The organism is Halorussus vallis (genome assembly GCF_024138165.1).
Classification (GTDB): domain Archaea; phylum Halobacteriota; class Halobacteria; order Halobacteriales; family Haladaptataceae; genus Halorussus; species Halorussus vallis.
This window is the reverse complement of sequence record NZ_CP100004.1, coordinates 44622-68758: the sequence shown is the minus strand read 5'-3', so window position 1 is coordinate 68758 and position 24137 is coordinate 44622. Positions and strand designations below refer to the sequence as shown.

The window sequence follows — 24137 nt, the reverse complement described above, 5'->3', positions numbered from 1 at the left end:
ACGCCACCTTAGTCACCTAAGCCAACTAAGCCACCTCAGCCACCTCAGGTGCCTAAGCTACCTCAGCCACCACAGGTGCAAAAGTTTATACCGGTTCGATGAGCAGTCTGGCGTGTACCGGCAGAAAACCGCACCTTAGGTACCTCAGGTGGCTCAGCCACCTCAGGTACCGCAGGCAATAACACAACCCAAATGGCACACGACACGCACGCGGAGATACTCACTCCGTACGACAGCATCAACTCGGAACCCCGCGCCGTCGCAATCAACCTCTTGAAAGGCGGGTCCGGCAAGACCACGACGGCAATCAACCTCTCGCGCGAACTCGCCCACCGCAACGAACGCGCGCTCGTCGTCGACCTCGACGACAACGGCCACATGACGCTGAACCTCGGCTACGAGGACATCTATGCGAGCGCCGACGACGAAGAGGATAACCACGCGAAGGACGTGATCGTCGACGGCGACGACCCCCGAGACCACATCGTCTCCGTCGCGGGCGGCCTCGACCTCTTCCCCGCGCACGAGGACCTCGAAAGCGTCCAGAGCGACCTGAAAGAGGCGACGATGGGAACGACCCGGCTCAAAAAGAACCTCGTCGATCCGCTCCTCGGCGACGACTACGATTACATCATCGTGGACTGTCCCGCTAACCGCGGGAAGCTGAACGACAACGCGATGTACGCGACCGGGAACATCATCCTGCCGCTCCGGCCGGAGAACGGCTACGAGAGCGGGCTGTCGAACACGATGAACCGTCTCGTCAAGGAGGCGCGCGAGTACTTCGACCTGGATATTCTCGCGGTCGTGCCGACCGACCTGAGCGGTCGTATCGACCATGCGACGCGCGACCGCCAACTCCTCAAGGAACTGAACGGCCGGGAGAACGCGAGCAAGTTCATCCCAAACTTCGCGAGACTCACCGAAGCGGACTGGGAGGCTGTCGACGCGGGCGAGTACGAGGGACCGCTACCGGGGATTCGCCATCGGTCGGCCATCGACAAGGCCCACGACGCCGGACAGCCGCTCCGAGACTACGACGTGGACTGCGACCAACTCGGCTACTACGCGGAACTCGCGGCTATCGTCGAGTCTGGCGAGGTGGCCCGATAATGGGATTCGATGACCTCGAAGAAGCGGTGGGCGAGCAGACCGAGAGCGATGACGGTTCCGCTCAGTCGACCGACTCGACAGCGGAGAGCGAATCCGAACCAGCGCGGACGGGCTCGACGCCGGAGAAAGAGAAATCGGAAGCCGAAGAACCGGACCCGCGAGAGGAACCGGCGTTCCCGTACGATTCCAACATGCAGCACGCGATTTACGGCCGCAAGGAATCGATGGACGCCTGGGAGGACGCTCGCGACCTGGACGTAAAGCGTATCTTGAAGCGCGAGCACGGCGTGAAGAACGCGGCGAAGCGCGAAATCGGGGATGCTGTTCTTCGAATCGCGGCGGATCGGCCGGAACTCGTCGCTCAGTACGTGCTCGAAGCGCGCGGGTTGGACGTCGACCGCGACGAGTAGGCGACCCCCGCTTTTTTCGCCGAGGATATTCATGGGTAGCAACGCTTTCCTAGCAGTACGCCGAACACTCGCTTAATGGCGAAGTCGGACGAACTCACGGCGGACGCGGTTCTCGCGACGCTTCGAGAAACCACAGACCCGATGTTGACCGCTGACGAGATTGCGGAGTTCTTCGAGGCCGACGCAGTAGACGTGCAGGAACTTGTCGAAGAGTTGGCCGCCGAGGACATTCTCCGCTCGAAGACCGTAGAGAACGAAACGTTGTACTGTGCATGGCAGGCGTCCGGCCAACCACTGATTCGGTCCCGGCAGGACGCGGAACTCGTCGCAGACGCGCTCGGGACTTACAGCACGGGTGGCGACGATCCGGCGGAGAGTCTCGCTATTCGCGCGCGGGACATCGAACAGATGTACGCGGGGCGGACGAAGGATGCGCTCGAATCTGAGTCGTAGGTCGGTCGTGTCGTTATCGGGAGAGTCTCTCGATACCTTAGACCTCAAGCCTTATTGTGTTAGTTTTCTAGGAAATTCTTTTCTTTGACGGGGTACTACTACCATTTGCTCCTCTAGGAGGAGCACTGTGGCGGGCGTCGGCGGAGGTGAGGGGCCGCCAACACGCCTTTTCAGACTTTCAACTGGGTAGCCCGTGCCGTCAGAGCGTCGGATAAGGTACTGCCGACAGCGCCAGCTGTCGAGTGTCGGAACAGGGACTCAGAAGAAGCTCAACCCAAATGGCATTCTGTGTTGTCGTTTCTGAGTCCCGTACCAAACCGTCGGGCGTCCGGCATTAAAAACGTTCGGTGCCAGACTACCGAATTGGGTCTCAAAAGTCGGTACAGAGACACGCAACGCGGACCACTCCGCGAGGTCGGATTGCCCGGCTGCTACTCCGTCTCGCGTCTCGCCCGTCTCTTCGCAGACGTACTCGCGTGCGAGCTTCAACGCAACCGCCAAGCCACACTCGTCAGGCGTATCCACCACTTCGTGCATCTCGTCGTCGTGCGCTCGAAGCCAGGGCGCGAGCGCAATGGTCGAGTTCCCGCTGCCGCGCCACGTCTTGACGACGAGGTACGCACGTGTCCCGAAACTCGGTTCGGTCTCCGGAACTCGGCCGCCCGCCATGTTAACGGCTTTCTCGGCGTCCTCCTGCCGGTAGTAGACTATGTGCTCGCGCTGTTCGAGATAGTAACGGTCGAGCACGAACCCGACGGGTGGGTCGAAGACGGCTTCTTCCACAGCCGGATGGTCCCACGCTTCGGGCGCGTGCTGCTGCATCCACGCGACTGCTTGCTCGACGCCCCACGCTGTGGCTTCCGCCTTCGTTTCGTCCTCTCCGAAGGACCGTTCAACCGGGTCAATGTGGTTGCAGAAGCCGTCTGCGCGGTCGTCGAAGACGGCGACGTACACGCGGTCACTAACTCCCGAGAACACGCCGACAGATCGCTCGGCGTCTTCGCCGGTCCAAACGTGGCCGTTCCGGTTGGAATCTGCGTCGTGCATCCAGCCGTTGACGGCTTCGGGGAGTTCGAACCCTTCAGGAAGCGGGGGCTTGGCGACCATCAGCAATTGGTCTCCAGCTTATCGGTGAGCCATTTCATCTGGCCGGGAAGCCCGCCGAGTCCTTCGAAGGGATACCGGACGGTCGGCGGCGCGGTCGCGAGGTAGTCGGCGAGCGGGTCGGAGTAGTCCCGACCGGCGAGAATCACGATTTCGTCTACGCCGTCGAGGAGTGACGTGAGGTCGTGACTAACACTCTCGGCCCATACCGATACGGCGTCGTCTCCGATATAGGCGTCCAAGCGCGAATTTAGGCTTGCGTCGTAGGGTTCATGAACGGCGTCCGGGTGGACAAGGCCGTGTTCGGCCGAGAGGATACGCCACTCGTCGGCGTACGTTTCGGCGTACGCTCGCTTCTTGGCGAAGTACGTCGACGTGTAGAGGTCGCTGGCAGGCGCAAGCTGTTCTCGCTTGGTTGAACCACACCCGACGAGTGCAAGCGTCGTTCGGTTTGCTGCTGTCTGCATAAGCCCCGGCGCGGAGTCGAACCACGCTACTCCCACGGGGCGGTTAGTTCAGGTCGAGTTCGACCAAGGTGTACGGCGCGGCATCGAAGTTCGTGATTCCCGCGACCGTTCGGCCGCGTCGGATTGGGGCGATGTTCGTCCCGTCTTCGACGAGTACCGCCACGTCGCAGTCGTCCCATGTCGAGACTGCTCGGGTAACGTCGTCACGGGATTCAAGGTTCAATGCCACGTCGCCCGGGGTCTGCATCTTCTCGCTCATACTCTACCAGATACACCCCGGCCCTAAATATGTTACTATCTTATTGTGGGTTTTAGAGGTGGCCCGCTACTTGGACGAACTCCTGAAACCGCTTGCGAATCGTTGCGCGACTGCACTCCGCGACCCGAGCGGCGTCGCCCTGGGCGAACGCGTCCGGGGATTCGCGAGCGGCCGTGTAGAGCGCGGCCGCCGCGATGGGCGCGCTGCGCTGGCCGCCGACCAAGCCGTTCTGCTCGGCGTGCTCGACGAGCGCCCGCGCTCGACGCCGCGTCTCGTCGCTCACTCCGAGTTCCGCCGCGTACCGCGGGACGTACGCCCGGGGCGCGACCGGTTGCACCGGCAGGGACAGCTCCGCGTTCATCACGCCGTAGGCGTTCTTCGTCTGCTCGGGACCACACCGCGAGAGCGTCTCGAAGTCGCTGAGTTGCCACGGCAGGCCGAGACAGCGACACGTCGCGTAGACGCACGCCGTCGCGAACCCTTCAAGCGTCCGGCCCCGGGTCAGGCGTTCGCCTTGGGCGGAACGGAAAAGGTCACAGGCGCGGTCACGGACGGTCGAGGCGAGTCCGAGTGCGCTCGTGATGCGCCGAATCTCGTTGAAGACGTAGCACTGGTTGCGCTCGGCTTTCGACTCGAAGCGCGAACGCGCGTGGTGCTTTCGAAGCCGTCGAAGCTGGCGGCGCTTCCGGGCGGACAGCAGCGTCCCATGGCTGTCGTAGGTGCCGTAGAGTTCGGTCGAGAGGCCCTTGTCGTGGCGCGAGACGGTGCGGGGAGCGCCGGTTCGCGACGGGTTTTCGTCGTCGGTTTCGTGGTACTGCCAGTCGCGGCCGTGGTCGATTTTCGCGTCGTCGACGATGAGGCCGCAGTCGTCGCAGGTGGTTTCGTGGCCGGTCGTTCGGAGTGTGCCCACGCATTCCGGACAGGTGCCGGAGTGGGCTTCTCGGGGGTGTTCGACTGTGATTTGTCGTGCCATTTGGGTCTTGCACCCAAGTAGACCGATTCACCCCCGCTACTTACATTTTACTATCTTATCCGGGGTTTTGCGAGTAGAAACCCAATATAAGATAGTAAACTACTTGTAGCGGGGGTACATCTCTACACACGAGGCAACCCAAATGGCACTTACCGAGCAGCCCCCGAGAACCAGCGTCGAACCGAAGCCCGCCCGGATTCCGCCGGGAATGCAGACCGAGGAGACGACCGGCGGTCTCCTCGTCTACGAACCGACCGCGGACCGCCACGGCCGCCGCCTTGCCGGGTTCGCTGACGTGACCGACTGGGACGTGCTCCGCGACGAACTCGCGAAGCACGGCCACGGCGTCGGCGCGCTGTACCACCTCCCGACGTTACGCGAGTAGCACCTAGAATGACCGATTCTCTTACTGCCGAGACGAGCGTCGAGCAGGTCTTGACCGGCCTCCAGGTCGGCCGCCTCGGACCGAGCGCGGCGTGCTGTACGACGTGCGGCCGCGACCTCCACGACGGCCACCCGGTGACGGTCTATGCCACGAAGCCTGCCGACAGCGACCGGTGGGCGCTCCCACGCGTCTATTGTCGTCGCGAGGACTGTGACCGCGAGGAAATCCGGTCGCCGACGCTTGGTGTGACGGAGGTGCTGGCGACGGCGTTTCTCGCGTCGACGCAACTCGGGGCGGCTCAGACGGTGCGGGTGTCGCTCTCGTCGGTCGAGATTCGCGCGTGGAGTGGGCCGACCGAAGGCACCACACTCTAAAGCCCAGAAAAGGTAGTAAAGATTAAGGCAGAGGGGTGCATCTCATCGAATGAACTCCAATGCCAGACTCCGACGACCGTGAACAGACGAGCGGGTCACTCTGGGTGTCGAGACGACAACCCGAAGCGGTGCTCGGACAGTCACTCCGAGACGCCCACGGCCTCACCCATAGCCAGCCCGTCGCCATCACGCCCTACCTGGACGAGTCGGCGTTCACCTACCGAATCTCGACCACCGTGACCGAGGAACGTGCGGGCGTCCGGCGACTCAAGCTGAACGAGCGCAACAACAGCATGACCGTCCGGATGAACCCCGTCACCGCGGCCGCGACCGGCCTGCTCGACCATATCGAGAAATGGAGCGAGCTTCGCTTCCGATACGACTCTCACCCCGAGGAGGGCTACATCGACGCGCGGCCGTCCGTCCCACTCCGCCCACAGGTCGCTGCGAATGCGGGCGAGTCGCTCGACGTCGCGCCGATGGTCAAGTCGCTGTTCGAACTCGACACAAAGTTCGGCATCGACCTCACGAACCGGTTCGTCGACGCGTTCGGGCTGGCGAAACGCGACCCCGTGGCCTGGCGGGTCTCCGTCCGGGACGGCGACCTCGTGCTCGTCGGAGACTTCGACGTGCTCGACGAGGACACGCCGAACGTCCGACTGGTTCAAACCCACCAGTCCGGCGTCGACGACAACCTGACCGAGCAGTACCGCCTCTACATCCCGAAGGCGCTCGTATACATGTTCGACTGGCAGACCGAGAAACTCCACTTCGGTGCGGAACCCGGCCGAATCGTCGTCACCTCCGCCGTCGAGACGGGACTGAAGCAGTTCACGGGAGAGAACGACTAATGACCACCACAATCGGCGCTCAATTGACGGCCTGGATGATAGATGACAGTCCCGAATAGTCTCGAAAATTATATCTATAGAAAGATATTACTGAGGCGTCCGGCATGAAAGACAAGACCCAAGAATCCCCGCTTCAAGATACCCGAAGCCGAGCAGTCCTCAGCGACGACCGAGAGTACCGCTACAGACTGACCCGAACCTGGGACGTAAACAAGCCGACGCTCGCGTTCATCATGCTTAACCCCAGTACGGCCGACGAGACAGACGACGACCCGACTATCCGGCGCTGTCTCGGCTACGCGAAAGACTGGGGATACGGTAGTCTGGTCGTCGGGAACCTGTTCGCGTACCGGGCGACCAAGCCGCGTGAACTTCACGACCATCCTAATCCGGTCGGTCCTGAAAATGACGACCACCTCCGCGCTATCTGTGACGATGCCGAAATGGTTGTCGCTGCCTGGGGGACGGACGGAAGCCTTCAAAACCGTGGTCGCGAGGTTGCAGCGCTTCTCGACGCAGATCTCTACGCGCTCAACACGACAAAAGACGGGCATCCCAATCACCCGCTCTATCAGCCGAAAGACGCCGAGCCGGAGGAATTCAAGCCAGATGTCTGACGGACCGACTCGGACGGCCCTCTCGGACATTTCGAAGGCGTGCCACGGCGACGTGATTCTCGAATACATCCGCGAGGGGACCGTCTAGTCGAACTCGCACGGTTTTTCAACGACCCTACTCCAACAGTATGCTAGCAGACACCCAAATGGCACGAGACATCCCTACGCCGGGCATCCCTCGAATGCGCGACCTCGGCGAGCTAATCGACCGCGTGCTCGATATCGCCGCGGACGAACTCGACCGCCAGACGCTCGACGTGGACGCCTACGACGACGGCGACTACCGAATCCGCGTCTTCGAAACCCTGCCAATCACGAACGGGAACGTCGAGGAGCGCGTCGAGATTCGGTACGACCGCAAGACCGAGACGATTCAACACCGCCACTACGAGTACCACAAACGCAACGGGGAGTTCCTCCGCGACGACGTTCGGGACCTCGAATCGTATCCAGATCCACTCCCTGAAACCCGCGACCGAGACGACACGCCGACCGACAACTCGGCGGGTGGTTCTGGTTCGAAGTACCATCGCGAAGAGGGAGACCCAATTCGGCTCATGAAAGAGTCCTCGGGATGGCGTATCGGATTCGGGATGGAAGCGCGCGCCGCCGGAATCGAAGCGGGCGACTACCTCTACAGCGACCTCGAAGACGCCGAGACCGACCCCCTCCTAATACTGAATCGCGCCGACGACCCCGGCGAGAATCCGGACAGTAATCCGGAACTCCGCCGCGTCATGGACACCGGAACGAGTCTGTCGGTGAAGATTCCGCGTCGCCACCTCGATGAGTTCGGCCTCGGCCTCAATCTCGACGACTACGACAACGAGAATCCATTATTGTTCGAACCGCTCGTCGACGATGGCTTGGTCGGCCTCGTGCCACTCGGCTATGTGGACGGCCGCGAGTTCGTCCCGCGAGCGTTCCGCGACCAGGACTCCGGAGAGACAACGCCGGAGGAATCGGAGAGCGAGCAGGCGACGCTCGGCGGGAGCGTCGAATCGACGGCGACGCCGATCTCCGAGCAGGCGATTACCGCGGCCGCCCAGACAGTCGGCGTCAACCGCGACCGCCTCGTCGACGTGCTCGAAACCATCAACGAATCCGTCTCGGAAGACGATCTCAACCTCATAGACGAGGCGTCGCCGGTTCAGTTAGACGACGTGACGGTCTATTTCGTCACGCCCGAGACGTGGCCGGACGCCGCTGACGACTTAGCGCTTGACGAGGACTTGCTCGAAGCTGCGAAGCTGGCATACGTCCGAGCGTCCGAAGAAATTATATTAAAAACGGGTGTCGAGGAGTCTCAGCAGTGGGTTCAGAAGTACGACGTACTACTTCTAACCAGTTGATATCCTCCGCGCCTGAAGGGTGGAATCCCCGAGCATTGGAATAATAACCCCGGCGGAATCTTAGGAGCTTGTTAGGGTTAGGTCGGAAGAAATGGGAGAACAGCGATTGAGAGTGTGTGGTCGGCCAATAGCCCGATTTTCGTTCCAGCAGTATAGAGAATATGGTGGATAGGCAAGTCGCATTTAGCGTACTGCAATTAGTAGCTCTTTCTTTACCGGCATTCGCTATTCTCCTTCCGCTTCAGACCGGTACTCAACAACGTCGTCTTCAAGATAGAGATTGACTGCTGTGGTCACTGGTCCCCGACAGTAACACGTTCGAATGATTCTCCGTTGCATGATGGACAGGTTGGTGATCCGCATGCAGTAATAGCCCCATCGGGATGGATGTTCACAGGACAGACGAGTTTACAGTCCAAGCATCTGCCGAATGCCCGACCCACATGATTTGCCATCATTATTCCCCGGTTGTATAACCGTGCTCCATCTACATGAAGAAAACTTAGAGCATTTTGCATAACATTACTCATCTATAACAAGGGTTGCAATTAGAAGAGGGGTTGAATTCAGAGAACTTTATTAAATTCGGACTATATTTAGTCCGACAGCGCCTCGTTCGTCGAGGTGTACTGTTGGACGCTCTCGTGAATGCCGACGCTCTCGATGGTTTCGCTGAGCGCATCAAGGACGATTTCTAAGTCCTGGCGGAGTTCATGCTCCCGGTAGAGACCACCGCGTCGGCCCTCGTTCTTCTCCTCGACGTACGCGAGTCCGAGCATATCGAGTTCGTCGGTCTGCTCGCGCATCCACCGCTCGGAGAGCGAGTCGCTTCCAGCCCGCTCGGTCAGTTGCTTGTAACGCTTGTAGTGCATTCGGGACTGAACCGGCGTCTCGCCTTCCGCCGCGAACGTCGCCAGCGCGTAGAGTATCAGGCGTTCCTGTTCGTTCAAGTCGATGATGCCCTTCTGGATTTCCTCGCGCTCCAGCATCTCCCGGCCCTCCCGGACGTGCGTCTCGGTGACAATTTCGGTCGACCCCGCGTCCTCGCGGGCTTTATCCCCCGCTTTCATCAGAAGATCGAGCGCCTTCCGTGCATCCCCGGATTCTTGCGCGCCGTAGGCGGCACACAGCGGTACGACGTCCTCAGAAAGCACGTCCTCCTGGAAGGCAACCTGCTGGCGTTGGTCAAGCACCGCTCGAAGTTCGTTGGCGTCGTAGGTCGAGAAAGAGATCGCGCGCTCGCAGAGCGACGACCGTACTTTGGGCGACAGCGAGTCCTTGAACGTCAGGTCGTTGCTGATGCCGATGACGGCGACCCGTGCGTTCTCGATTTTCTCGTTTTCGCGCGCTCGCGAAAGCTGGTAGAGCATCGAGTCGTCGTTCATGTGGTCCACTTCGTCGAGGACGATGATGTGGAGGCCGCCTCGGTTGTCGAGTTCCTGCCAGAGCATGTCGTAAACTTGCGAGCGGGCGTAGCCGGTTTCGCTGATCTGGTTTTCGGGGTCGCGGTAGTTGTTGACGAGTTCGACGGTGACGCGGTACGAGGAGTTGAGGCCGTCGCAGTTGACCATCTCGGAGTGGATGTCGACGGCATATTCGTCGGCGTCCTGTTCGAGGCGGTCGAGCAGGAAGCGCGTCGAGGCGGTCTTGCCGACGCCAGCTTTGCCGTAGAGGAAGATGTTGTCGGGTTGTTCGCCGTTGATGGCGGGGAGGAGGGCGGCGTGGTACTCTTGGAGTTCGTCGTCGCGGCCGACGAGGGTGTCGGGGGTGTAGTCGTCCAGGAGTGCTTCGCGGTTCTTGTAGGGGAATTTCTGTGGTGTGAAGCTGTATCCGTCTGTAGGCGTGGGCATCGTTTCAGTTGACGGGTCTATCGGACGTGACATAAAACTACCGGACCACCACTTCCAACGTTTCCACCGTATCGGTTGCATATAAAGACTGTCGGTGACTCCCCCACCCCGCACTTCCAACGTTCTGGCGAACAATCGAACCCCTGCTAATTTCTACGGGAGTCTTTAGTAACCGAAGAGCTTAAGGGAAATACTGTTAAACCAAATCCGTATTGCAGTTGGTCTATTAGAAGAAAGACGGCAATATGCCGTCTTGACCACCATCCCTCCTGTCCTTCCTGCCGAGAACGTTGGAACTCCGGGGTGGGGGTCTCGTCCAGTCCGTGCTCTCTCACTCGATCCCCGAGGAACGTTGGAAGTGTGGGGTCCCCGTCCTAAACGACCGCGATCACCGCCACTCGAAAGAACGTTGGAATTCCGGGGTTGGTCCTCTCGACACATCCCGGAAAACCACCCGAGAACGTTGGAAATCTGGGGTGGAAACGTCCGAGCGCCAGCCGGTCACTACCGCCGAAAGAACGTTGGAAGTACGGGGTAGGACGATGCAAATTTTCTCTTTCCATCAAGATTGAGACCGATAAACAGCCAGACCAGATGTGTTAACAAAGGTAGTACTTTAATAGGTACATCCTGTCTAAACTAACATGTCTTCACTGCCCCATTCGCTTTCCCCCGACGACAAGACACTTGTAGGAGATCTTCTTGCCGCTCATGGTTTCAACTCCCTCACTGACACCCAATACCGAGCATTTGACGAACGAATTCTTGACGGTGGGAACCACCTCCTCGTCGCTGAGACTGGAAATGGTAAAACACTCTGCGCAGAAGCCGTCACGAAGCAGATGCTTGATGCGGGTGGCCGCGTTGCTTACCTCGTACCGAGTAACCAGCTAGTCGGCGCAAAAGAAGACGAACTCAATACTTGGGCCGAAGGTGAATACGATGTTCAACAAGGTGGCTACCAGAACGCAGACGTAATTGTCGCTACCTTCGACTCGTTCTACCAGGCAATCCTCCGAGGACTTGGTGACGTTCGGTCCCTCGATCTCGTCATCCTTGACGATTTCCACATCATCTACGACTCAGGCCGAGGCCGTGGTCTCGAAAAAGCCATCGCGGCGGTCCTCGACAATAATATCAACATCTTCGCCATGTCCGCGACTGTCGGTAACCCGGAGGAACTCGCCGACTGGATGGACGCAAACCTCGTTATCAGCGACGAACAACGGAGTATCGAAATCCAGGAGCAACCCGTGATGTTGGACGAACAGCAGGATAAGAAACCACAAATAATAGACCAGATACGAGGGAGTCCCGACAAAGCACCGTACCTTGTATTCAACGGGTCGAAGCCAAAGACCGAAGCTCGGGCCGAAGGACTTGCTGAAACGAATATTTTTGCCAACCATAGTGACCGGCGCTTCCACAGCGAACTCAGGTCGAAACTTGACGGCATGGAGCCGACGCGAAAATTACACGACCTTGCCACCCTCATGTCGAAGGGCGTCGCGTACCACCACGCCGGACTTCCCTCCTCAATCCGCAACTGGATTGAGGAGTGCTTCGAAGAAGGTGAAATTGCAGTCCTCTTCTGTACGCCCACGCTCGCCTATGGATTCGACGCACCCGTTCAATCGGTGGTGGTCGCCGATTTAAAACGATGGAACGGTGCTGGAGTAGACTATATTCACACTTACGAGTATATTCAGTGGATCGGGCGAGCAGCGCGACCTGGAAAGGGATTCAAGAAGGGATACGCATTCCCGTTTTACTCAGACTTTGACGAAGCAAGCAAGCGGTTCTTCAACAATCCCGAACTCGAACCTGTCACTTCCCACGTTGACTCAGGAGATGGCCTTCGCTGGTTGGTTCTTGAACTCGTAGAGATGGGGTGGGACACGCCCGAGGCTATTGAGGACTTCCTCACAGAAACGCTGTACTGGCAACAACTCTCCGGTGACCGCGCGTGGGACGATGGTACCATGGATAAGCGGACGCGGATGCAACAGAAACTCCGCGAAGAAGCAGACTGGCTTCAGAAGTTCGGCTTCCTCCGTGAGCGCGAGACTGAACAGCGATTCGAGAACACCCGCCAGGGGAGTGCGGCCGTCGAATTCAATTTCAACGTCTTCCGCGGCTACTCACTTCGGAGTGTCCATGACCTCTGCGCGGACCTTGAAAACAAAGATACATTCACGGCACTGAACCTCCTATATCAGTTTAGCGCATTCTCGGATGCCTACCTCTCGTTTGACGGTATCTCGACGGAACTTCAGGATAAGATACTGAACGAGGAAATGATACCCGAGGAGGACGCCGCTATCGTCGCTGGCGTTCTCGGATGGTACTGGTGTCAGGGAGTACCCGCAACCGAAATTGAAGAGCGGACGAACGTCGACCCAACTTCGATTCGTATGGCTGCCCGAAATCTCTCAATGACGCTGGAAGCGGCGACTGCGCTCTTTGATGCAATCCAAGCAGACAAGCCCGAGTGGTACGACGACTTTGTAGCGTGCGTCGAGAAAGGAGTTCCCCGCGAGGACTTGCCGGTCGTGCGCCACGTCTACGGCGTTGGTCGAGTAACGATTCGGAATCTTCGAGACCACTTCAGTACGTTGGGGAGCAGCGATACGCGATTTAACTTCGATACCGAAACGCTCGTCGGAGGTCTGTGCGAAGCCTATGAGCAGGTCGAACGCAAAGACCAGCTTGAAGCCGTCCTTCAGAACGTGAATCGAATCGGGAAGGCGCGCGCTACGCGACTCGTCGATTTTGCAGAGCAACAGAACGGCGACCGTAATGTCGAACCTCTATTCGGCGAGAACGCCGTAGAGAGCGAGAGTGGTGGGACAACCTCGTTCAGCAGGAACTCTAGTCTGAACGAGTTCTTGTAGCGAACGCCGACACTGAACCTTTACATTACTTGCCCAACACGATTGTTCTCATGTCACTCCGAACCGTCACGGTCTGCCCGAACTGCAAATCCGTATTCATCGTTCAGAGTATCCCAGAAACGACGACCTGCGGACGATGTCGGAAACGTCACAAGTTCAAGAAACTCAAGCACTACTACCAGTCCGAGGATGCAGACGCCGCCCGCCAAGTTCGAACGAAAGTACAAGCAAGCGTCAATTCACTCGACGAACCATACGAGCGCGCACGAGAAAATGGCGTGCTTGACGAGGAGATCGCCGAGGTCGTTGCGAACGACGATTACCTCGACCAGATGGGAGCAGATTCGGATGCAGCCAAGGAGGCCGAAGAACGTGCCCTAGAGAACAAGCACCGTTCAAAAAGCCAGAAGGACATCGTTTTCGACGCAGTAAGTGAGCAGTCCGACCCCGACCGAGACGATGTTCGCGAATACGCAGAACAGTTCGGGATGAACGGTGATAAGGCGCTCGCGATGCTCGATAAGTTCCGAGAACGCGGTGACATCGGTGGTACCTACAACGGGCCGTTCCGCATCTACTAGCTATCTGAGATGTACCTGTACAGACGGTCACTCGGCTGATACACATCTCCGCGCTTTGAGAGCCGCTGGATTTCTCGGTCAATCTCCTCCGAGGTAAACCCGCCTTGCTCAAGAAGATGTAGCAACACCGGTTTTGGAACACCGCGGTCAAATTCGGGCGTCAACCGCTCTAACGCACCTTTCACGCTTTCTGTTTCTAGAGCTGCATCCTCGTACTCGGTAATGGAATCGATTTCGTGGCCGACGACCTTCGCATGCTGGTCGGCGAACTCCTCGGCGGCCTGCTTGCTATCGTGTCGCCACGACTGATAGCAGTTCTTGCATTCAACCTTCCACTCTGGACCAAGGGCCGATTCAAGCGGCGGATCGAAGTTGAATTGCGTCCAGAGAACTTCGTGAAGTTCTGATTGTCTGTGCTCTTGTACCGTCGTGAATGCGGCTCTTAGCGTATCGCGCTCACCACCAAACGCGCATTTGTCGCACTCATAGGCGAACGCCCCCGTGAACCTGACCATTAGAAATCCGTTTCTCCTCCTATAGGATAATCATTTGGCACGTCTCTCGTCGGTACAATCGATTAAATCCAGAAACTACTTAGGGGAATAGTTAACACATCTCGACCAGTTCGACTCGGCGTCTTGCACTCGTGGAAACGGGTGCGGGAGGCCGAGTCGTCGCCGCAGACGCGGCCTGATAGCATGAGTACGGAACACTCCCCCGAACCCGGAACTGATTTTGAACGTGAACGCGCAGTTCTCTTGCAGGAACAAGATCCGATTGCTGTTCTCCAATCACTTCCTCCGACCGTCTTCCCCGTGACGGCGAAGGTGAAACTCGAACGTACCAAGAGCGGTGACCGACGACACGACGGCCTCGACCGTTCCCCATCGCCGGTCGAACTCCGGGAACCCATCAACGCGCCCTACGTCCCCGAGACGACTATCTACTTCAACAACCCCGCTGAACGCGCACCGGATGGCGCGACCATCTGGAATACCCGTGAGTGCATCGAGGAGTTCCAGGCCGTCGTGGACTACCTCGACGAAGAAACCCGAACTGACCCCAACCGACTGAAACTCGTCGGAATCTGTTTCGTTGAAATCCCGGCGCGGTATCTCTCTTCGAAAAACGGCGAGCACGTCGCTGACCCAGACATCTACTCGGAGAACGGCGACATGACGCTCGCGTACTTCCAGAAAGACTCGTCGCTGTCCGCTCACAATGTCCGTGACGATCTCGGCGACGCGCTTCCCGACCGCTCGCGGTCACCGCTTCAACTGACTCGCGTCGACGAAGTGACCGCCAAACCCTCGCGGGCTGCCCGAACGACGACACAGCAGGCGAGTCGGTGCCAGTACTATACGGATTCGGAAGCCGACGCGTACAACAGTCTCGACGCGACGCCTGCTATCTGGCAGGCCCGCCGGGTCTCAAGTCCGACCGATAGCGTTCGTCCACTTACGCCGGTCGTGAACGACCTTGATGCATTCCTCCCGGCGCTCGCGGAGACCGACCTGCTCGAAGCCGTGACGTTCACCGGCCATACCCAGTCACAGGAACGGTTCTACGCGGAAGACATACTGAGCAACTAACTTCCATCCATCAATGACTACTGACACGAATTCGAGCGACGATGCATCGCCTTCGAGCGACGATTCGGATGCCGACCGTCCATCTCCAGTCAATGCTGCGGAGCACGTAGACGGTGAAACGCCACTCGTCGTGCTCCCCCGCGGTGGCGCACGTGAGGTTGGCCGCAGTTGCTATCACGTGGAGACGCGCCAGGGAACTTACCTCGTCGACTGCGGGTTGAACCAGGGGAGTGGCGGTCAGTTCGCCGACTTCCGCGGCCTTGAACCGGAATCTATCGACGCCGTGTTCCTCACCCACGCGCACATCGACCACTCTGGCGGCCTGCCCGTCCTCGAACACCGGAACCTGCTTGCGCCGAACGCGAAAATCATCTGTACGCAGGGTACTGCCGCACTTACTCACGTTCTTCTCCACGACTCGCTCAAAATCCACGAAAGCGAAGCGAAGAAACCCGGTCGCGAACGCCATTTCACGCGAACTGACGTTGAGGACGTGCTCGCCCGGTTTGACCCGCTGAGCGGTTACGGAAGCGGCCGCGTCACCGACCATGTAGGTATTCATGACGAAGACCTCCAGTACGAGTTCGGCGACGCAGGCCATCTGCTCGGGAGTGCGTGGCTCACCCTCGAATCCGGTGGCCGTCGCGTCTGTTTCTCGGGTGACCTCGGTGGCCGGTCTGCACACCTTCATGACATCCAAACCCCGCCGGGCGCAGACACGCTTATACTCGAATCCACCTACGGCGACCGCGACACCCACAATTCATTCCAGAAAGCCCGGACAGAACTCTTCGAAACAGCTATCGACGCCATCGAGCGGGGCATTCCAGTCTTGATTCCGACGTTCGCGGTCGGTCGCGCTCAGGAAATTCTCCAAATCTTCCGGGAACGTTGGCGGAATCTCCCCGAGGAGACTCGTGAGAAACTCCATATCGTCTACGACGGCATGGCGACCGAGGCGACCGACCGCTATCATGCGTACGCATCGCCCGAGTACGTCAACGATAGCGTGATGAACTACATGGAGAACGCTGCGGACTTCGAACCGTTCGTCCCGGAAATCGCCGAGCGGCCGTCGAATGCAGATGACCGGCGGCGGATTCTCGACCAAGATACCGCGCCGATTGTCGTCAGTCCGTCGGGTATGCTCACGGGCGGTCTCTCGCCCGCGTACCTACTCGAACTCGTCGAGAACTACGACGAAGCCCGTATCCTCTTCACGGGCTATCAAGCACCAGGGACGCCCGGCCACGACCTCCAGCAGGCCGATGGCGATACCGCGACGGTGACGGTGAACGCGTGGCCGATTACGAGCGAGCGCGAGGCCCGCGAGACGGACGGCGACGGACCGCCGGAATACACGTTCGACGTGCCGACCGACTGGATTCACACCGTTTCCGGGATGAGCGGGCACGCCGCTCGCAATACGCTACTCCAGTTCGCTCGCGACGTCGACGCGAACCACGTTGCACTTGTTCACGGCGACCCCGAGAACCAGCGGTCGATGGTCAATCATTTGGAGGGAAATCTCTCGGCGGATCTCGTCACCCGCGCCGCGGTTCAATCGGTGATTCCCGTCCATCCGCCGGACGAGGGCCTCGTGGCTATCCGGAATGTCCACGACGTCGCTCATCCGAGCATTGAGATTCGAACCGAGAGCGAAACGGATTCGAGCCACCTGACGGATGCGCTCACTGGCGACTCCGACGACGGAACCGAAGCCGAGACTGCCAACGAACCCCCGTCGGACGAATTGGATGCGGGGGATGAAGATGAAAAGGCGGTCGAAGAGCGCGTTTCGGAGCTGGTAGAGCGGGTTTCGGCGGTGGACCGGGAACTTGCTGCTCAACGTAACGACGACGGATGGTCCGAGGGTGAACTTCGAGAAGTGATTCGGGAAGAAATCGAGAGCGCGTTGGACGACCGTGGGATAGCCGATTAACCGCTAAATTCACCCTCAGCCTCTTTCTCTCGCGTTCTCCATATCTTTAAGTACGCTAGAACTATTACTCAAGCATATACGTTCACCACTCCGGAAATTTATATCGGAGACCGAATAACAGACGCTCGAACCGCCCTCGCTGGCGCACGTCCGGGGTTCGATTCCCCGGAGAGGGCTTCGCTCGACACCGGGACGCGCCCACGCCTACTCTGTCCTCGCGTGTCGGGCACGGAGACAGCAGATGCACGACACGCACGCACACAGTCGAGAGAGCGCACAGACTACCGACCGGATACGGAAACACCTGTATCTCGTCGTTGACCACCCCGACGAGGAACTATCCGGGAAGATTCGGGCTACCGAGAAGCGGTACGCCCGTCCGACGAAAAACACGCAGGCTCCCGTCGACAAACGGAATCTCGAAACAGGGGAAACCTACGTCGAGCAACTCGTCGGCCTCGGCTATCATGACTTCGAGAGCGAAGCCGACTACGAAGAACGACTCGGCGATGTCGCCGAACAGAAACTCGGCGAGATAGACGAACGCCACCTCCGGAATGCGGGGCTGGACCCTGAGGAGGTGTTGGCGTAATGTCCTCCGAACCGACCGAACACGGCGTCGTTCAGGAACTCCGAGACGCACCGATTGACATCGCCGTCGTACTCGGAAAGGGCGACGACGTAGCCCTGAAAATCGGTGACATCGCGACCGCGACGACGCGGAGCGAAGCACAGATTCTCGCGGACGAGATCGACAGTAAATTGAATCGGAAGGAACGCGGGTTCGGCGCTGACGAAATGGTGCGAATCGACCGCTCCTCCGAAGGTATCGTCTACGTCTCCCCCGACGAGCGGGGGACGCTCATCGGGGCGTTCTACAACTCTCGCGGTGTGTTCCAGCGGAAAAAGCACGTCTCCGACGACCAGTTCGATACCATGCTCGAAATGGCGGACGCCCGAGACGTGCTGGCGTTCGACGCCGAGAAGTTCAACGAGGTGTCTGCGTAATGCCGTCAGCAAGTACGACGCGACGGACCGGCGGTGACGAGTTCGAGTTCACTCTGGACGGCCCCGGCGGTTTCGGTATCGACGTACCGGTGGAAGCCGAATCCGAGGCGGACGCGCTCGCGACGCTCGCCGAATGGACGTGGTACGAAGTCGGCGTCGAAGATACGAGCGGCGCGTGGGACCACGCGACCGTCGCAGCACCGAACGCCGAAGTCGCGGAGGTTCGCGGCGTCGAGAAGGCCGAGGCGAAGGCGTTCAACAAAGTCGACGACGGCCACGCCTACGACGTGACGTCGCTTGGCCGTATCGAGCAGTTGAACGACGACTGGGAGAGCGTCGACGAGACGTGGGGCGAGGACTTCATCGTCGTCCTCCAGGCCGACGGCACCGAGTCGCTCGCCGCGACGGGTATTCGGACCGCGACCAAAGCCGTGTTCGACCGGCTCACCTCCGAGAACTCGTCGTTCTCGGTTGCGAACCGCCCTGACGACCCATCCACCATCGAGACAGAGGCCGAACATCAGGTCGCGTGGACGGCGGAAAGCGAGTGGACAGGCGCGGTGAGTCGCGTCGCCCTTACGCTGAGCGGGTCAACGTCACTCGTCGACGAAGAAGGCCCGACGCTCGCCGACACGATCTCCGGAGAGCTGTCCGAACAGTGGACTCGCGTCGACGAGCAGGAGGACGCATGAGCGGGGAATCCACAGACGCTACCGAGCGGTCGGACCCCTTCGAAGGGCACCGAAGCATGGACGTGAAGGTTACGAGCAACGCGGCAGACGGTGCGACCATCGATGTGAACGGGACCCAGTTGTTCATCAAGCAGAACAACCGCCACGTGCCCGTACTCGCTGAGATTTACGTCGGAGACGAGTCTGCCCCACTCGGTTCAATAAACACCGCGAGAGGTGATACAGTCACTCTCGGCGGCATAGACGAAGGACTCGCCCACCGCGTAGATGAAATCCGGGAAATGCCGGTCAAAGAAATCCCCGCCGAGTTGGAGAAGCTGGCGTACCGACTGAATCCCTCAGGCAGGGAGAAACCAGAATCCCGAGAGCAGTCCAGCACGGAAGGTGAGAACTTGTGAGGAATCCGAAGGAACAGCACTCTGAGTGCCCGAACCCCGACTGTTCGGAACCTCTTGGCGACGACCAAGTCCGTGACGTACTCTCGGACCTGTCGTACTGTTCGTTCGGCTGTGTGCTCGACGACAGCCGGGATATCTTCGAACTCCGGAGTGATGCGTGATGCCGGTCGAGCAAGCGATTTCGACTGGCCCACACGAGAACCCCTACAGCACCGACTACCGTTGGTGGGCTTCCAAAGGACGGACCTTCTTCAACGGCCACGAGTTCACCGTCACCTGCGCGTGCGGCGCGCGGATGCAGTTCGACGCACTCTACGGGAACGGCCAACAGTTCAACTTCATCTGTGACTCCTGTACCGTCGAACGCGAACGCGTTATCGGCGACGGGTCGTTCGAATCGAACCTCTCGGTGAGCCTCTGTCCAAACGACGCCACTCCAGCGAACTGGCAGACGTTCGTCGACGGCGAACAGGCGACTATCGCCCGCGAAGGCGAGTCGTGGACGATTCAGCGCGACGACCGCGACGAGACATTCACCGTAGACTCCGAGACGCTTCCCGAGGCGGTGACGGACGCATGACCGCCCGCGAACACGAGTGGGAGGTCCGGGCGTACACCAACGCCGATGATGCGTTATGGACCTCCGACGACCGCTTCACCGACCAGAAGGACGCGCTCCACCAGAAGGCGCTCTGGGAGCGTGCAGGCGCAGGGCGAGTTACTATCGAGCAAGTTTCGACGGCGAAGGCCGCTCACCAGGAGGACGATTGCCTCCTCTGCGTGGCCGCACCGCACCCGAACTGCAAGAAGTACACCGTCGTTCAGATGCTCGTCCCCGGATCGGTTCCGCTCGGCGAATCGTACGAGAACCATCTGGTCCCGGTGCCGGTCTGTCTCGAACACTACCAAGCGTTCGAACAGTACCGAGAGGGCAAGAACGTCGCGGAGGTCGACGTCTGATGCCCCGGACCGAGACGAGAGAAGACGAGGACCCCTACGCGGACGTGTGCCGAGGCTTCTCGACGGGGATGCTTGTGACGGTCAATGCCAGCACGCCCCTTCAGGCCGGGACGCCGGAGTTAGAAGTGACGCACGTTTCGACCGACGAACCACGTGTAACGCTTCGAGAAGACCACGAGACGGTCTGGCGGCTCTCACCCTCTCGTGACGGCCGCCTCCGAATCAAGAAACTCGACACCGAGGGCTTCTCCGGTCGCGTTGAAAACGTAGAGACCATCGAGGTGATTGGCCTTGCCGAGTGACGGCCAGGCTTCCGGCAAACCGAGTCTCGCGGTGGCCATCGTCCGCGAACTCCGCGAGCACGACGACCACTGCATTCGCGTCGGTGGATACGGCGACGCCTACCCGTTCGTCCGCTATCACGCCGAGACAGGCGAGTGGCGGTGGGCCGACTACGAGCGCCAGCGCCGCGTTGCGGGACGCATCCTCGACGAGTCGACGGTCGTGGAGATCGTCGCCGCTAAGCATATCAGTCTCGTCGCCGTCGAGAACGCGGTCGGTGGGCTGACCGACGACGGGCCGACCGTCTGGGAGGACGCCGACGCCCAGGACGTGTTCAGCGAGTTCGACCGGTGTTTCTGGTGCGGCGGCAGTGAACGCACGCACGACCTCGCGCGGTACGAGACAACCGAGGATGGCGAGTGCCTGCTCTGTTCGGACTGCTACGAATCGTTCGACGACAGCGGCCAGATACTCGGGCCTTCGACAACGGAGGCGGAAGCATAATGTCGCAATCAATTCTCACGCAAGTGGCTTCCCGGCTTAAACGGTGGCACGAGTGGCTGTCGGCACCGCCCTACGAGAAGCGAACTGTACTCGTCGTTGAACCACGCCACGAACCCTACGACGACGGAACCCAGTGGGTCTACATCTACCGCGTCTGGCTGTTCGGCACGGGCGAGGAGACGACCGAATTCCGCCGAAAACTTATTCATCGAACGGTCGTCCCGGAGTCCGACCAGGGGGACAATACGGTAAAAGTCGAACTCGTGAACGAGAGGGCGTTGCCATGACTATCGGCCTCGAACTTCCCCAACCCAATGAATTCGAGCACGGCGATGAGGTGACGGTAAACGGCGGCGTCCACCGCGTCACCGGTAGCTGGACGGAGGACGGGATGAACGTCGTGGCGCTCAGCGACCGCGGCGGCCATCCGCACCTGAAACTCCGCTGGATGCCCGGCACCGACCGCGCGCTCTTACAGCTCATCGTCGGCGGCGACGTGGACGCAGAGTATCCCGTCGAGCAGTTCGTGTGGGGCGCAGTCGACTGCTACGACTACCCCGAAGTACCAGACCAGGACCGGGTGAGACTGTGACGGACGCCGAGAATCCTGGTCGGCGGCCAGTCCGCGGCGACTACCGGTTCGACTGTGCCGACCACGAGTGCGGGAAGTCGTGGTCTGGCGTCGACCTCGCGCGTATCGCCCAATTGGTCGCCTGGCACTGGAATCGCGAGCACAATACCGACCTGAAGCACGGCTACGAGCAGATAGATACCGTCGAACGCGGCGGCCACCACGTTCACGGTAACGAGTACACCGTCGAACGCATCCCAATATATCTCACGTCCTTCGACGTGATGGAGTGCATCGGCTACGAGGACGGCTATGCGGTGCCATCGGACAATGAGCGCGTCTGTGACGAGTGCTATCACCTGATTCCCAACGAGGAAGACCGCGTAGACGAAGAGAACGGCTACCTCGACGAATGGCAGTGCGCCGCCTGTCTCGCCGAGGCAGAAATCGAGCACCGAGCAGACGAGAACGAACAACTTTCGGAGTGGGTGTCGTGAGCAAGCGAACCCTCCCTGCCGACCGTCAACGCGGCCGAGATGAGCAGACCGACCGCCGGACCGTCCGGTTCGACGAATCGACAACCGAGCGACTCGACGCGCTCGTTGCGGACGGCGAGTACGTGAACTTCAGCGACGCAGTACGCGAACTAGTGAACCAGCGCCTTCAGGAGACCGACTACGAATGACCGTCACAGACAGAGACCTCGAAGAATTCTACGCCGAGCGAATCGAACAGTACCGAGACCTGAACGCCCGCGACTCAACGCAGGACGGCTACTTCATCGTCGACTGTCCCGGCGAGTGCGGGCGACCGATGCATCTCGGACGCGGGTGGCGCGGCTGCTCCATCCCGACTTGTCCGTCGTGTAACGAGACGGCCGACGAGTGGGGCGACGACCCCCGGATCTCCGAGGAGCGCGCAGACGAACTTGCCGCCGAGGAGACGAGCGTCCGGGAGTTGGTCGTCGAATGAGCGTCGTTCCCGAGGTCACGGAACACGAACTCGGTGTCCAACGCCTCTACCTCCACGACTGGGCGGAGGGCGTCGACCTCTACAAGCGCGCGGGAGAGGCCGATAGCGCCGCGGTGATGGCCGCTCACGACGGTCCGGTCCTGCTCGACGGTGCGTTCCGACGCGTCACGGAGACCGAGTACGGTGGCTACGACACCTTCCATCCCCACGGCGGCCGGATGGAGCGACTCGCCCCGGCCGACAACCCGACGGCGGTCCTGCTCGTGAGGTTGGAGGGCGAGTGTGTCCGAGAGTGAGAGCGTTCCGCGACGCGTCCGGCGCGGCCTCGAAGCGCACCGCTACTACTCCGGAAAATATGGCGGCTACGGGATGCCGCGAGGGCCGCTGAACACCGAGGGAGTCGGGCCGCCCGCCGCGATAGGCTTCTGTTCGTTCTGCGGGACGAACGCTCGCCAGACGACGAACGTTCGCGGGATGTTCGACTGTCCAACCTGCGTCAACGTCTGGTACGACCGACGCGTCGGCACGCAACCGAAATCCCTAGAGGACTTCTTCGACTCATGACTACCGAGATATTACATTTATTTGCAAAGAATTTAAGACATGTCACTATGAAGTGTTCCGGATGGGAATTGTTGGTACGTTGAAAACGAGTATCGTGAAGGTAGTCGCGGGCCTGCTCGGTTTCGGAGTTCTCATGGCTGGCGGTCGAGAAGTTACGTTTGGCAGCGAACCAGTTGGGACCGTCATGGTCCTCATTGGAATCGTGCTGTTAGTGTTTGCGGCAAAGCTATAGCGTCAGAACCACACTAACACCGCTTAAGTTTGCGTTTCCACTTTCACTAAGGTAGCGTAGCTTTTTATACTAATCCCCAGAAATGTTTATTCGCATGTCACAGCAAGTGAACAAACATGCGACTGAGGAACAGACCGACGACGGCGACGACGGCGATAACGACGGACCGGACTGGAAGGTCGTCGCGGCCGGTGGTGGCATCGGCTTTGCCATCGGAGGGCCGGTCGGCGCTGCGGCAGGCGCGGCAATCTCGGCGTGGTTCGACCAGCAGAGCGTCGACGACTCCGACGACCTCTCCGACCACCACCGCGCGCTCCTACGCGCCGCCCGAGAAGTCAACACCATAGCCGACGAGCAGGGCGGGCGGAGCGCGAGTCTCTACATGGCCCATATCGACGGCAGCGACTACGGAGTAGACGCTGAGGAAGGCGGGACGCGGAACGTACTTGACGCGATAGAAGGCGACCCCGACCTCATCTACTCCGACGTTGGCGGGCCGACCGGAAACATGATTGTCGAAGTCGAGACCGCCGAAGCCTTCGAGACGCAGACCGAGCACACGCTCGACCAGCTCGAACGCTACCGACTCGGCGGGTATCGAACCGTGCTCGCGGTCCCCGAATCAGACCTCAGTGCCGCCGAGAAGTTCGTCGAAGAGCACGACGTGCGAGAGCCGGTGTACATCGTCGCGGCGTCGAATTTGGCGTCGCTCCTGTAGACGGTCGGCTTGGGGAGCC

Annotated in this window: 35 protein-coding genes; 29 read left to right on the top strand and 6 right to left on the bottom strand. The window is 59.9% G+C overall.

Annotated elements, in window-relative coordinates:
• The first annotated feature begins 192 nt into the window (after positions 1-192).
• From NGM07_RS24875 to NGM07_RS24865, 3 genes are all read left to right on the top strand, one after another.
• A complete protein-coding gene (locus tag NGM07_RS24875) occupies positions 193-1113 on the top strand; it encodes a ParA family protein (RefSeq protein WP_253521756.1) in 921 nt (306 codons plus the stop codon).
• A complete protein-coding gene (locus NGM07_RS24870) occupies positions 1113-1523 on the top strand; it encodes a DUF7970 domain-containing protein (protein WP_253521754.1) in 411 nt (136 codons plus the stop codon). The genes NGM07_RS24875 and NGM07_RS24870 overlap by 1 nt, the downstream gene beginning before the upstream one ends.
• Positions 1524-1598: 75 nt before the next feature.
• Complete coding sequence (locus tag NGM07_RS24865) at positions 1599-1976, top strand: hypothetical protein (RefSeq protein ID WP_253521751.1); 378 nt, start codon at positions 1599-1601, stop codon at positions 1974-1976.
• Positions 1977-2234: 258 nt separating this feature from the next.
• Here NGM07_RS24865 and NGM07_RS24860 read toward each other — a convergent pair whose 3' ends face one another.
• From NGM07_RS24860 to NGM07_RS24845, 4 genes are read right to left on the bottom strand one after another with little or no spacing between them, the layout of a single operon-like run.
• The gene (locus NGM07_RS24860) at positions 2235-3083 is read right to left on the bottom strand and encodes a hypothetical protein (RefSeq protein ID WP_253521749.1); all 849 of its coding nucleotides are present in this window, start codon (positions 3081-3083) and stop codon (positions 2235-2237) included.
• On the bottom strand, positions 3083-3583 hold the full coding sequence (locus NGM07_RS24855) for a DUF6884 domain-containing protein (protein WP_253522046.1): 501 nt from the start codon (positions 3581-3583) through the stop codon (positions 3083-3085). Before NGM07_RS24855 ends, NGM07_RS24860 begins: the two co-directional genes overlap by 1 nt.
• Before the next feature lie 7 nt (positions 3584-3590).
• Positions 3591-3806 (bottom strand): hypothetical protein, encoded by a 216-nt coding sequence (locus NGM07_RS24850; protein ID WP_253522044.1) that lies wholly within the window; start codon positions 3804-3806, stop codon positions 3591-3593.
• A 52-nt stretch (positions 3807-3858) separates the two neighbouring features.
• Positions 3859-4779 (bottom strand): transcription initiation factor IIB, encoded by a 921-nt coding sequence (locus NGM07_RS24845; protein ID WP_253522042.1) that lies wholly within the window; start codon positions 4777-4779, stop codon positions 3859-3861.
• Between the two features lie 142 nt (positions 4780-4921).
• Here NGM07_RS24845 and NGM07_RS24840 point away from each other — a divergent pair, with 142 nt between their 5' ends.
• The 5 genes from NGM07_RS24840 (at position 4922) to NGM07_RS24820 (ending at position 8358) form a co-directional block, all read left to right on the top strand.
• Positions 4922-5164 (top strand): hypothetical protein, encoded by a 243-nt coding sequence (locus NGM07_RS24840; protein ID WP_253522040.1) that lies wholly within the window; start codon positions 4922-4924, stop codon positions 5162-5164.
• An 8-nt stretch (positions 5165-5172) separates the two neighbouring features.
• Positions 5173-5538, top strand: coding sequence for a DUF8112 family protein (locus NGM07_RS24835; protein WP_253522038.1), 366 nt, complete (start codon positions 5173-5175; stop codon positions 5536-5538).
• A 59-nt stretch (positions 5539-5597) separates the two neighbouring features.
• A complete protein-coding gene (locus NGM07_RS24830) occupies positions 5598-6389 on the top strand; it encodes a hypothetical protein (RefSeq protein ID WP_253522037.1) in 792 nt (263 codons plus the stop codon).
• A 104-nt stretch (positions 6390-6493) separates the two neighbouring features.
• Positions 6494-7006: a DUF1643 domain-containing protein gene (locus NGM07_RS24825; RefSeq protein WP_253522034.1), complete on the top strand. Its 513-nt coding sequence runs from the start codon at positions 6494-6496 to the stop codon at positions 7004-7006.
• A gap of 146 nt (positions 7007-7152) precedes the next feature.
• Entirely contained in the window at positions 7153-8358 is a 1206-nt protein-coding gene (locus NGM07_RS24820; protein WP_253522031.1) for a DUF8048 family protein, read from the top strand.
• 596 nt (positions 8359-8954) lie between these two features.
• Here NGM07_RS24820 and NGM07_RS24815 read toward each other — a convergent pair.
• Positions 8955-10208, bottom strand: coding sequence for a Cdc6/Cdc18 family protein (locus NGM07_RS24815; RefSeq protein WP_253522028.1), 1254 nt, complete (start codon positions 10206-10208; stop codon positions 8955-8957).
• A gap of 644 nt (positions 10209-10852) precedes the next feature.
• Between NGM07_RS24815 and NGM07_RS24810 the strand changes: the two genes are divergently transcribed.
• The gene (locus tag NGM07_RS24810) at positions 10853-13102 is read left to right on the top strand and encodes a DEAD/DEAH box helicase (RefSeq protein WP_253522025.1); all 2250 of its coding nucleotides are present in this window, start codon (positions 10853-10855) and stop codon (positions 13100-13102) included.
• A 50-nt stretch (positions 13103-13152) separates the two neighbouring features.
• A complete protein-coding gene (locus NGM07_RS24805) occupies positions 13153-13683 on the top strand; it encodes a DUF5817 domain-containing protein (protein WP_253522022.1) in 531 nt (176 codons plus the stop codon).
• Here the strand turns inward: NGM07_RS24805 and NGM07_RS24800 are convergent.
• On the bottom strand, positions 13680-14198 hold the full coding sequence (locus tag NGM07_RS24800; protein WP_253522019.1) for a hypothetical protein: 519 nt from the start codon (positions 14196-14198) through the stop codon (positions 13680-13682). The two genes, NGM07_RS24805 and NGM07_RS24800, sit on opposite strands and share 4 nt — an antisense overlap.
• A 513-nt stretch (positions 14199-14711) precedes the next feature.
• On the opposite strand from NGM07_RS24800, the gene NGM07_RS24795 reads away from it, so the two are divergent.
• The 19 genes from NGM07_RS24795 (at position 14712) to NGM07_RS24705 (ending at position 24118) form a co-directional block, all read left to right on the top strand.
• On the top strand, positions 14712-15275 hold the full coding sequence (locus NGM07_RS24795) for a hypothetical protein (RefSeq protein ID WP_253522017.1): 564 nt from the start codon (positions 14712-14714) through the stop codon (positions 15273-15275).
• A gap of 13 nt (positions 15276-15288) precedes the next feature.
• On the top strand, positions 15289-17217 hold the full coding sequence (locus NGM07_RS24790) for an MBL fold metallo-hydrolase (RefSeq protein WP_253522015.1): 1929 nt from the start codon (positions 15289-15291) through the stop codon (positions 17215-17217).
• Positions 17218-17458: 241 nt separating this feature from the next.
• Complete coding sequence (locus tag NGM07_RS24785; protein WP_253522012.1) at positions 17459-17809, top strand: hypothetical protein; 351 nt, start codon at positions 17459-17461, stop codon at positions 17807-17809.
• Positions 17809-18225 (top strand): hypothetical protein, encoded by a 417-nt coding sequence (locus NGM07_RS24780; protein ID WP_253522009.1) that lies wholly within the window; start codon positions 17809-17811, stop codon positions 18223-18225. Before NGM07_RS24785 ends, NGM07_RS24780 begins: the two co-directional genes overlap by 1 nt.
• Positions 18225-18917, top strand: coding sequence for a hypothetical protein (locus tag NGM07_RS24775; protein WP_253522006.1), 693 nt, complete (start codon positions 18225-18227; stop codon positions 18915-18917). Before NGM07_RS24780 ends, NGM07_RS24775 begins: the two co-directional genes overlap by 1 nt.
• Complete coding sequence (locus NGM07_RS24770) at positions 18914-19315, top strand: hypothetical protein (protein ID WP_253522004.1); 402 nt, start codon at positions 18914-18916, stop codon at positions 19313-19315. Before NGM07_RS24775 ends, NGM07_RS24770 begins: the two co-directional genes overlap by 4 nt.
• Before the next feature lie 160 nt (positions 19316-19475).
• Complete coding sequence (locus NGM07_RS24765; RefSeq protein WP_253522001.1) at positions 19476-19895, top strand: hypothetical protein; 420 nt, start codon at positions 19476-19478, stop codon at positions 19893-19895.
• Positions 19892-20275: a hypothetical protein gene (locus NGM07_RS24760; protein WP_253521998.1), complete on the top strand. Its 384-nt coding sequence runs from the start codon at positions 19892-19894 to the stop codon at positions 20273-20275. The genes NGM07_RS24765 and NGM07_RS24760 overlap by 4 nt, the downstream gene beginning before the upstream one ends.
• On the top strand, positions 20275-20577 hold the full coding sequence (locus NGM07_RS24755) for a hypothetical protein (protein ID WP_253521996.1): 303 nt from the start codon (positions 20275-20277) through the stop codon (positions 20575-20577). The genes NGM07_RS24760 and NGM07_RS24755 overlap by 1 nt, the downstream gene beginning before the upstream one ends.
• Positions 20567-21061 (top strand): hypothetical protein, encoded by a 495-nt coding sequence (locus NGM07_RS24750; protein WP_253521994.1) that lies wholly within the window; start codon positions 20567-20569, stop codon positions 21059-21061. Before NGM07_RS24755 ends, NGM07_RS24750 begins: the two co-directional genes overlap by 11 nt.
• Positions 21061-21348, top strand: coding sequence for a hypothetical protein (locus NGM07_RS24745; protein ID WP_253521991.1), 288 nt, complete (start codon positions 21061-21063; stop codon positions 21346-21348). Before NGM07_RS24750 ends, NGM07_RS24745 begins: the two co-directional genes overlap by 1 nt.
• Positions 21345-21653 (top strand): hypothetical protein, encoded by a 309-nt coding sequence (locus NGM07_RS24740; RefSeq protein ID WP_253521988.1) that lies wholly within the window; start codon positions 21345-21347, stop codon positions 21651-21653. The genes NGM07_RS24745 and NGM07_RS24740 overlap by 4 nt, the downstream gene beginning before the upstream one ends.
• The gene (locus NGM07_RS24735; RefSeq protein ID WP_253521986.1) at positions 21650-22129 is read left to right on the top strand and encodes a hypothetical protein; all 480 of its coding nucleotides are present in this window, start codon (positions 21650-21652) and stop codon (positions 22127-22129) included. Before NGM07_RS24740 ends, NGM07_RS24735 begins: the two co-directional genes overlap by 4 nt.
• Entirely contained in the window at positions 22126-22317 is a 192-nt protein-coding gene (locus tag NGM07_RS24730) for a ribbon-helix-helix domain-containing protein (RefSeq protein ID WP_253521985.1), read from the top strand. Before NGM07_RS24735 ends, NGM07_RS24730 begins: the two co-directional genes overlap by 4 nt.
• Positions 22314-22604 (top strand): hypothetical protein, encoded by a 291-nt coding sequence (locus NGM07_RS24725; RefSeq protein ID WP_253521983.1) that lies wholly within the window; start codon positions 22314-22316, stop codon positions 22602-22604. The genes NGM07_RS24730 and NGM07_RS24725 overlap by 4 nt, the downstream gene beginning before the upstream one ends.
• Positions 22601-22900: a hypothetical protein gene (locus tag NGM07_RS24720; RefSeq protein WP_253521982.1), complete on the top strand. Its 300-nt coding sequence runs from the start codon at positions 22601-22603 to the stop codon at positions 22898-22900. Before NGM07_RS24725 ends, NGM07_RS24720 begins: the two co-directional genes overlap by 4 nt.
• On the top strand, positions 22887-23168 hold the full coding sequence (locus NGM07_RS24715; RefSeq protein WP_253521980.1) for a hypothetical protein: 282 nt from the start codon (positions 22887-22889) through the stop codon (positions 23166-23168). The genes NGM07_RS24720 and NGM07_RS24715 overlap by 14 nt, the downstream gene beginning before the upstream one ends.
• 61 nt (positions 23169-23229) lie before the next feature.
• A complete protein-coding gene (locus tag NGM07_RS24710; protein ID WP_253521978.1) occupies positions 23230-23400 on the top strand; it encodes a hypothetical protein in 171 nt (56 codons plus the stop codon).
• A gap of 94 nt (positions 23401-23494) precedes the next feature.
• Positions 23495-24118 (top strand): hypothetical protein, encoded by a 624-nt coding sequence (locus NGM07_RS24705; protein WP_253521976.1) that lies wholly within the window; start codon positions 23495-23497, stop codon positions 24116-24118.
• Positions 24119-24137: the final 19 nt, after the last annotated feature.

Coding starts and splice junctions, on each gene's coding strand:
- NGM07_RS24850 (WP_253522044.1), bottom strand. CDS start 3,806: ATGAGCGAGAAGATGCAGACCCCGGGCGACGTGGCATTGAACCTTGAA.
- NGM07_RS24710 (WP_253521978.1), top strand. CDS start 23,230: ATGGGAATTGTTGGTACGTTGAAAACGAGTATCGTGAAGGTAGTCGCG.
- NGM07_RS24720 (WP_253521982.1), top strand. CDS start 22,601: ATGAGCGTCGTTCCCGAGGTCACGGAACACGAACTCGGTGTCCAACGC.
- NGM07_RS24830 (WP_253522037.1), top strand. CDS start 5,598: ATGCCAGACTCCGACGACCGTGAACAGACGAGCGGGTCACTCTGGGTG.
- NGM07_RS24805 (WP_253522022.1), top strand. CDS start 13,153: ATGTCACTCCGAACCGTCACGGTCTGCCCGAACTGCAAATCCGTATTC.
- NGM07_RS24800 (WP_253522019.1), bottom strand. CDS start 14,198: ATGGTCAGGTTCACGGGGGCGTTCGCCTATGAGTGCGACAAATGCGCG.
- NGM07_RS24740 (WP_253521988.1), top strand. CDS start 21,345: ATGACTATCGGCCTCGAACTTCCCCAACCCAATGAATTCGAGCACGGC.
- NGM07_RS24860 (WP_253521749.1), bottom strand. CDS start 3,083: ATGGTCGCCAAGCCCCCGCTTCCTGAAGGGTTCGAACTCCCCGAAGCC.
- NGM07_RS24870 (WP_253521754.1), top strand. CDS start 1,113: ATGGGATTCGATGACCTCGAAGAAGCGGTGGGCGAGCAGACCGAGAGC.
- NGM07_RS24865 (WP_253521751.1), top strand. CDS start 1,599: ATGGCGAAGTCGGACGAACTCACGGCGGACGCGGTTCTCGCGACGCTT.
- NGM07_RS24825 (WP_253522034.1), top strand. CDS start 6,494: ATGAAAGACAAGACCCAAGAATCCCCGCTTCAAGATACCCGAAGCCGA.
- NGM07_RS24875 (WP_253521756.1), top strand. CDS start 193: ATGGCACACGACACGCACGCGGAGATACTCACTCCGTACGACAGCATC.
- NGM07_RS24780 (WP_253522009.1), top strand. CDS start 17,809: ATGTCCTCCGAACCGACCGAACACGGCGTCGTTCAGGAACTCCGAGAC.
- NGM07_RS24810 (WP_253522025.1), top strand. CDS start 10,853: ATGTCTTCACTGCCCCATTCGCTTTCCCCCGACGACAAGACACTTGTA.
- NGM07_RS24845 (WP_253522042.1), bottom strand. CDS start 4,779: ATGGCACGACAAATCACAGTCGAACACCCCCGAGAAGCCCACTCCGGC.
- NGM07_RS24765 (WP_253522001.1), top strand. CDS start 19,476: ATGCCGGTCGAGCAAGCGATTTCGACTGGCCCACACGAGAACCCCTAC.
- NGM07_RS24840 (WP_253522040.1), top strand. CDS start 4,922: ATGGCACTTACCGAGCAGCCCCCGAGAACCAGCGTCGAACCGAAGCCC.
- NGM07_RS24755 (WP_253521996.1), top strand. CDS start 20,275: ATGCCCCGGACCGAGACGAGAGAAGACGAGGACCCCTACGCGGACGTG.
- NGM07_RS24835 (WP_253522038.1), top strand. CDS start 5,173: ATGACCGATTCTCTTACTGCCGAGACGAGCGTCGAGCAGGTCTTGACC.
- NGM07_RS24705 (WP_253521976.1), top strand. CDS start 23,495: ATGTCACAGCAAGTGAACAAACATGCGACTGAGGAACAGACCGACGAC.
- NGM07_RS24745 (WP_253521991.1), top strand. CDS start 21,061: ATGTCGCAATCAATTCTCACGCAAGTGGCTTCCCGGCTTAAACGGTGG.
- NGM07_RS24770 (WP_253522004.1), top strand. CDS start 18,914: ATGAGCGGGGAATCCACAGACGCTACCGAGCGGTCGGACCCCTTCGAA.
- NGM07_RS24790 (WP_253522015.1), top strand. CDS start 15,289: ATGACTACTGACACGAATTCGAGCGACGATGCATCGCCTTCGAGCGAC.
- NGM07_RS24815 (WP_253522028.1), bottom strand. CDS start 10,208: ATGCCCACGCCTACAGACGGATACAGCTTCACACCACAGAAATTCCCC.
- NGM07_RS24820 (WP_253522031.1), top strand. CDS start 7,153: ATGGCACGAGACATCCCTACGCCGGGCATCCCTCGAATGCGCGACCTC.
- NGM07_RS24785 (WP_253522012.1), top strand. CDS start 17,459: ATGCACGACACGCACGCACACAGTCGAGAGAGCGCACAGACTACCGAC.
- NGM07_RS24760 (WP_253521998.1), top strand. CDS start 19,892: ATGACCGCCCGCGAACACGAGTGGGAGGTCCGGGCGTACACCAACGCC.
- NGM07_RS24725 (WP_253521983.1), top strand. CDS start 22,314: ATGACCGTCACAGACAGAGACCTCGAAGAATTCTACGCCGAGCGAATC.
- NGM07_RS24775 (WP_253522006.1), top strand. CDS start 18,225: ATGCCGTCAGCAAGTACGACGCGACGGACCGGCGGTGACGAGTTCGAG.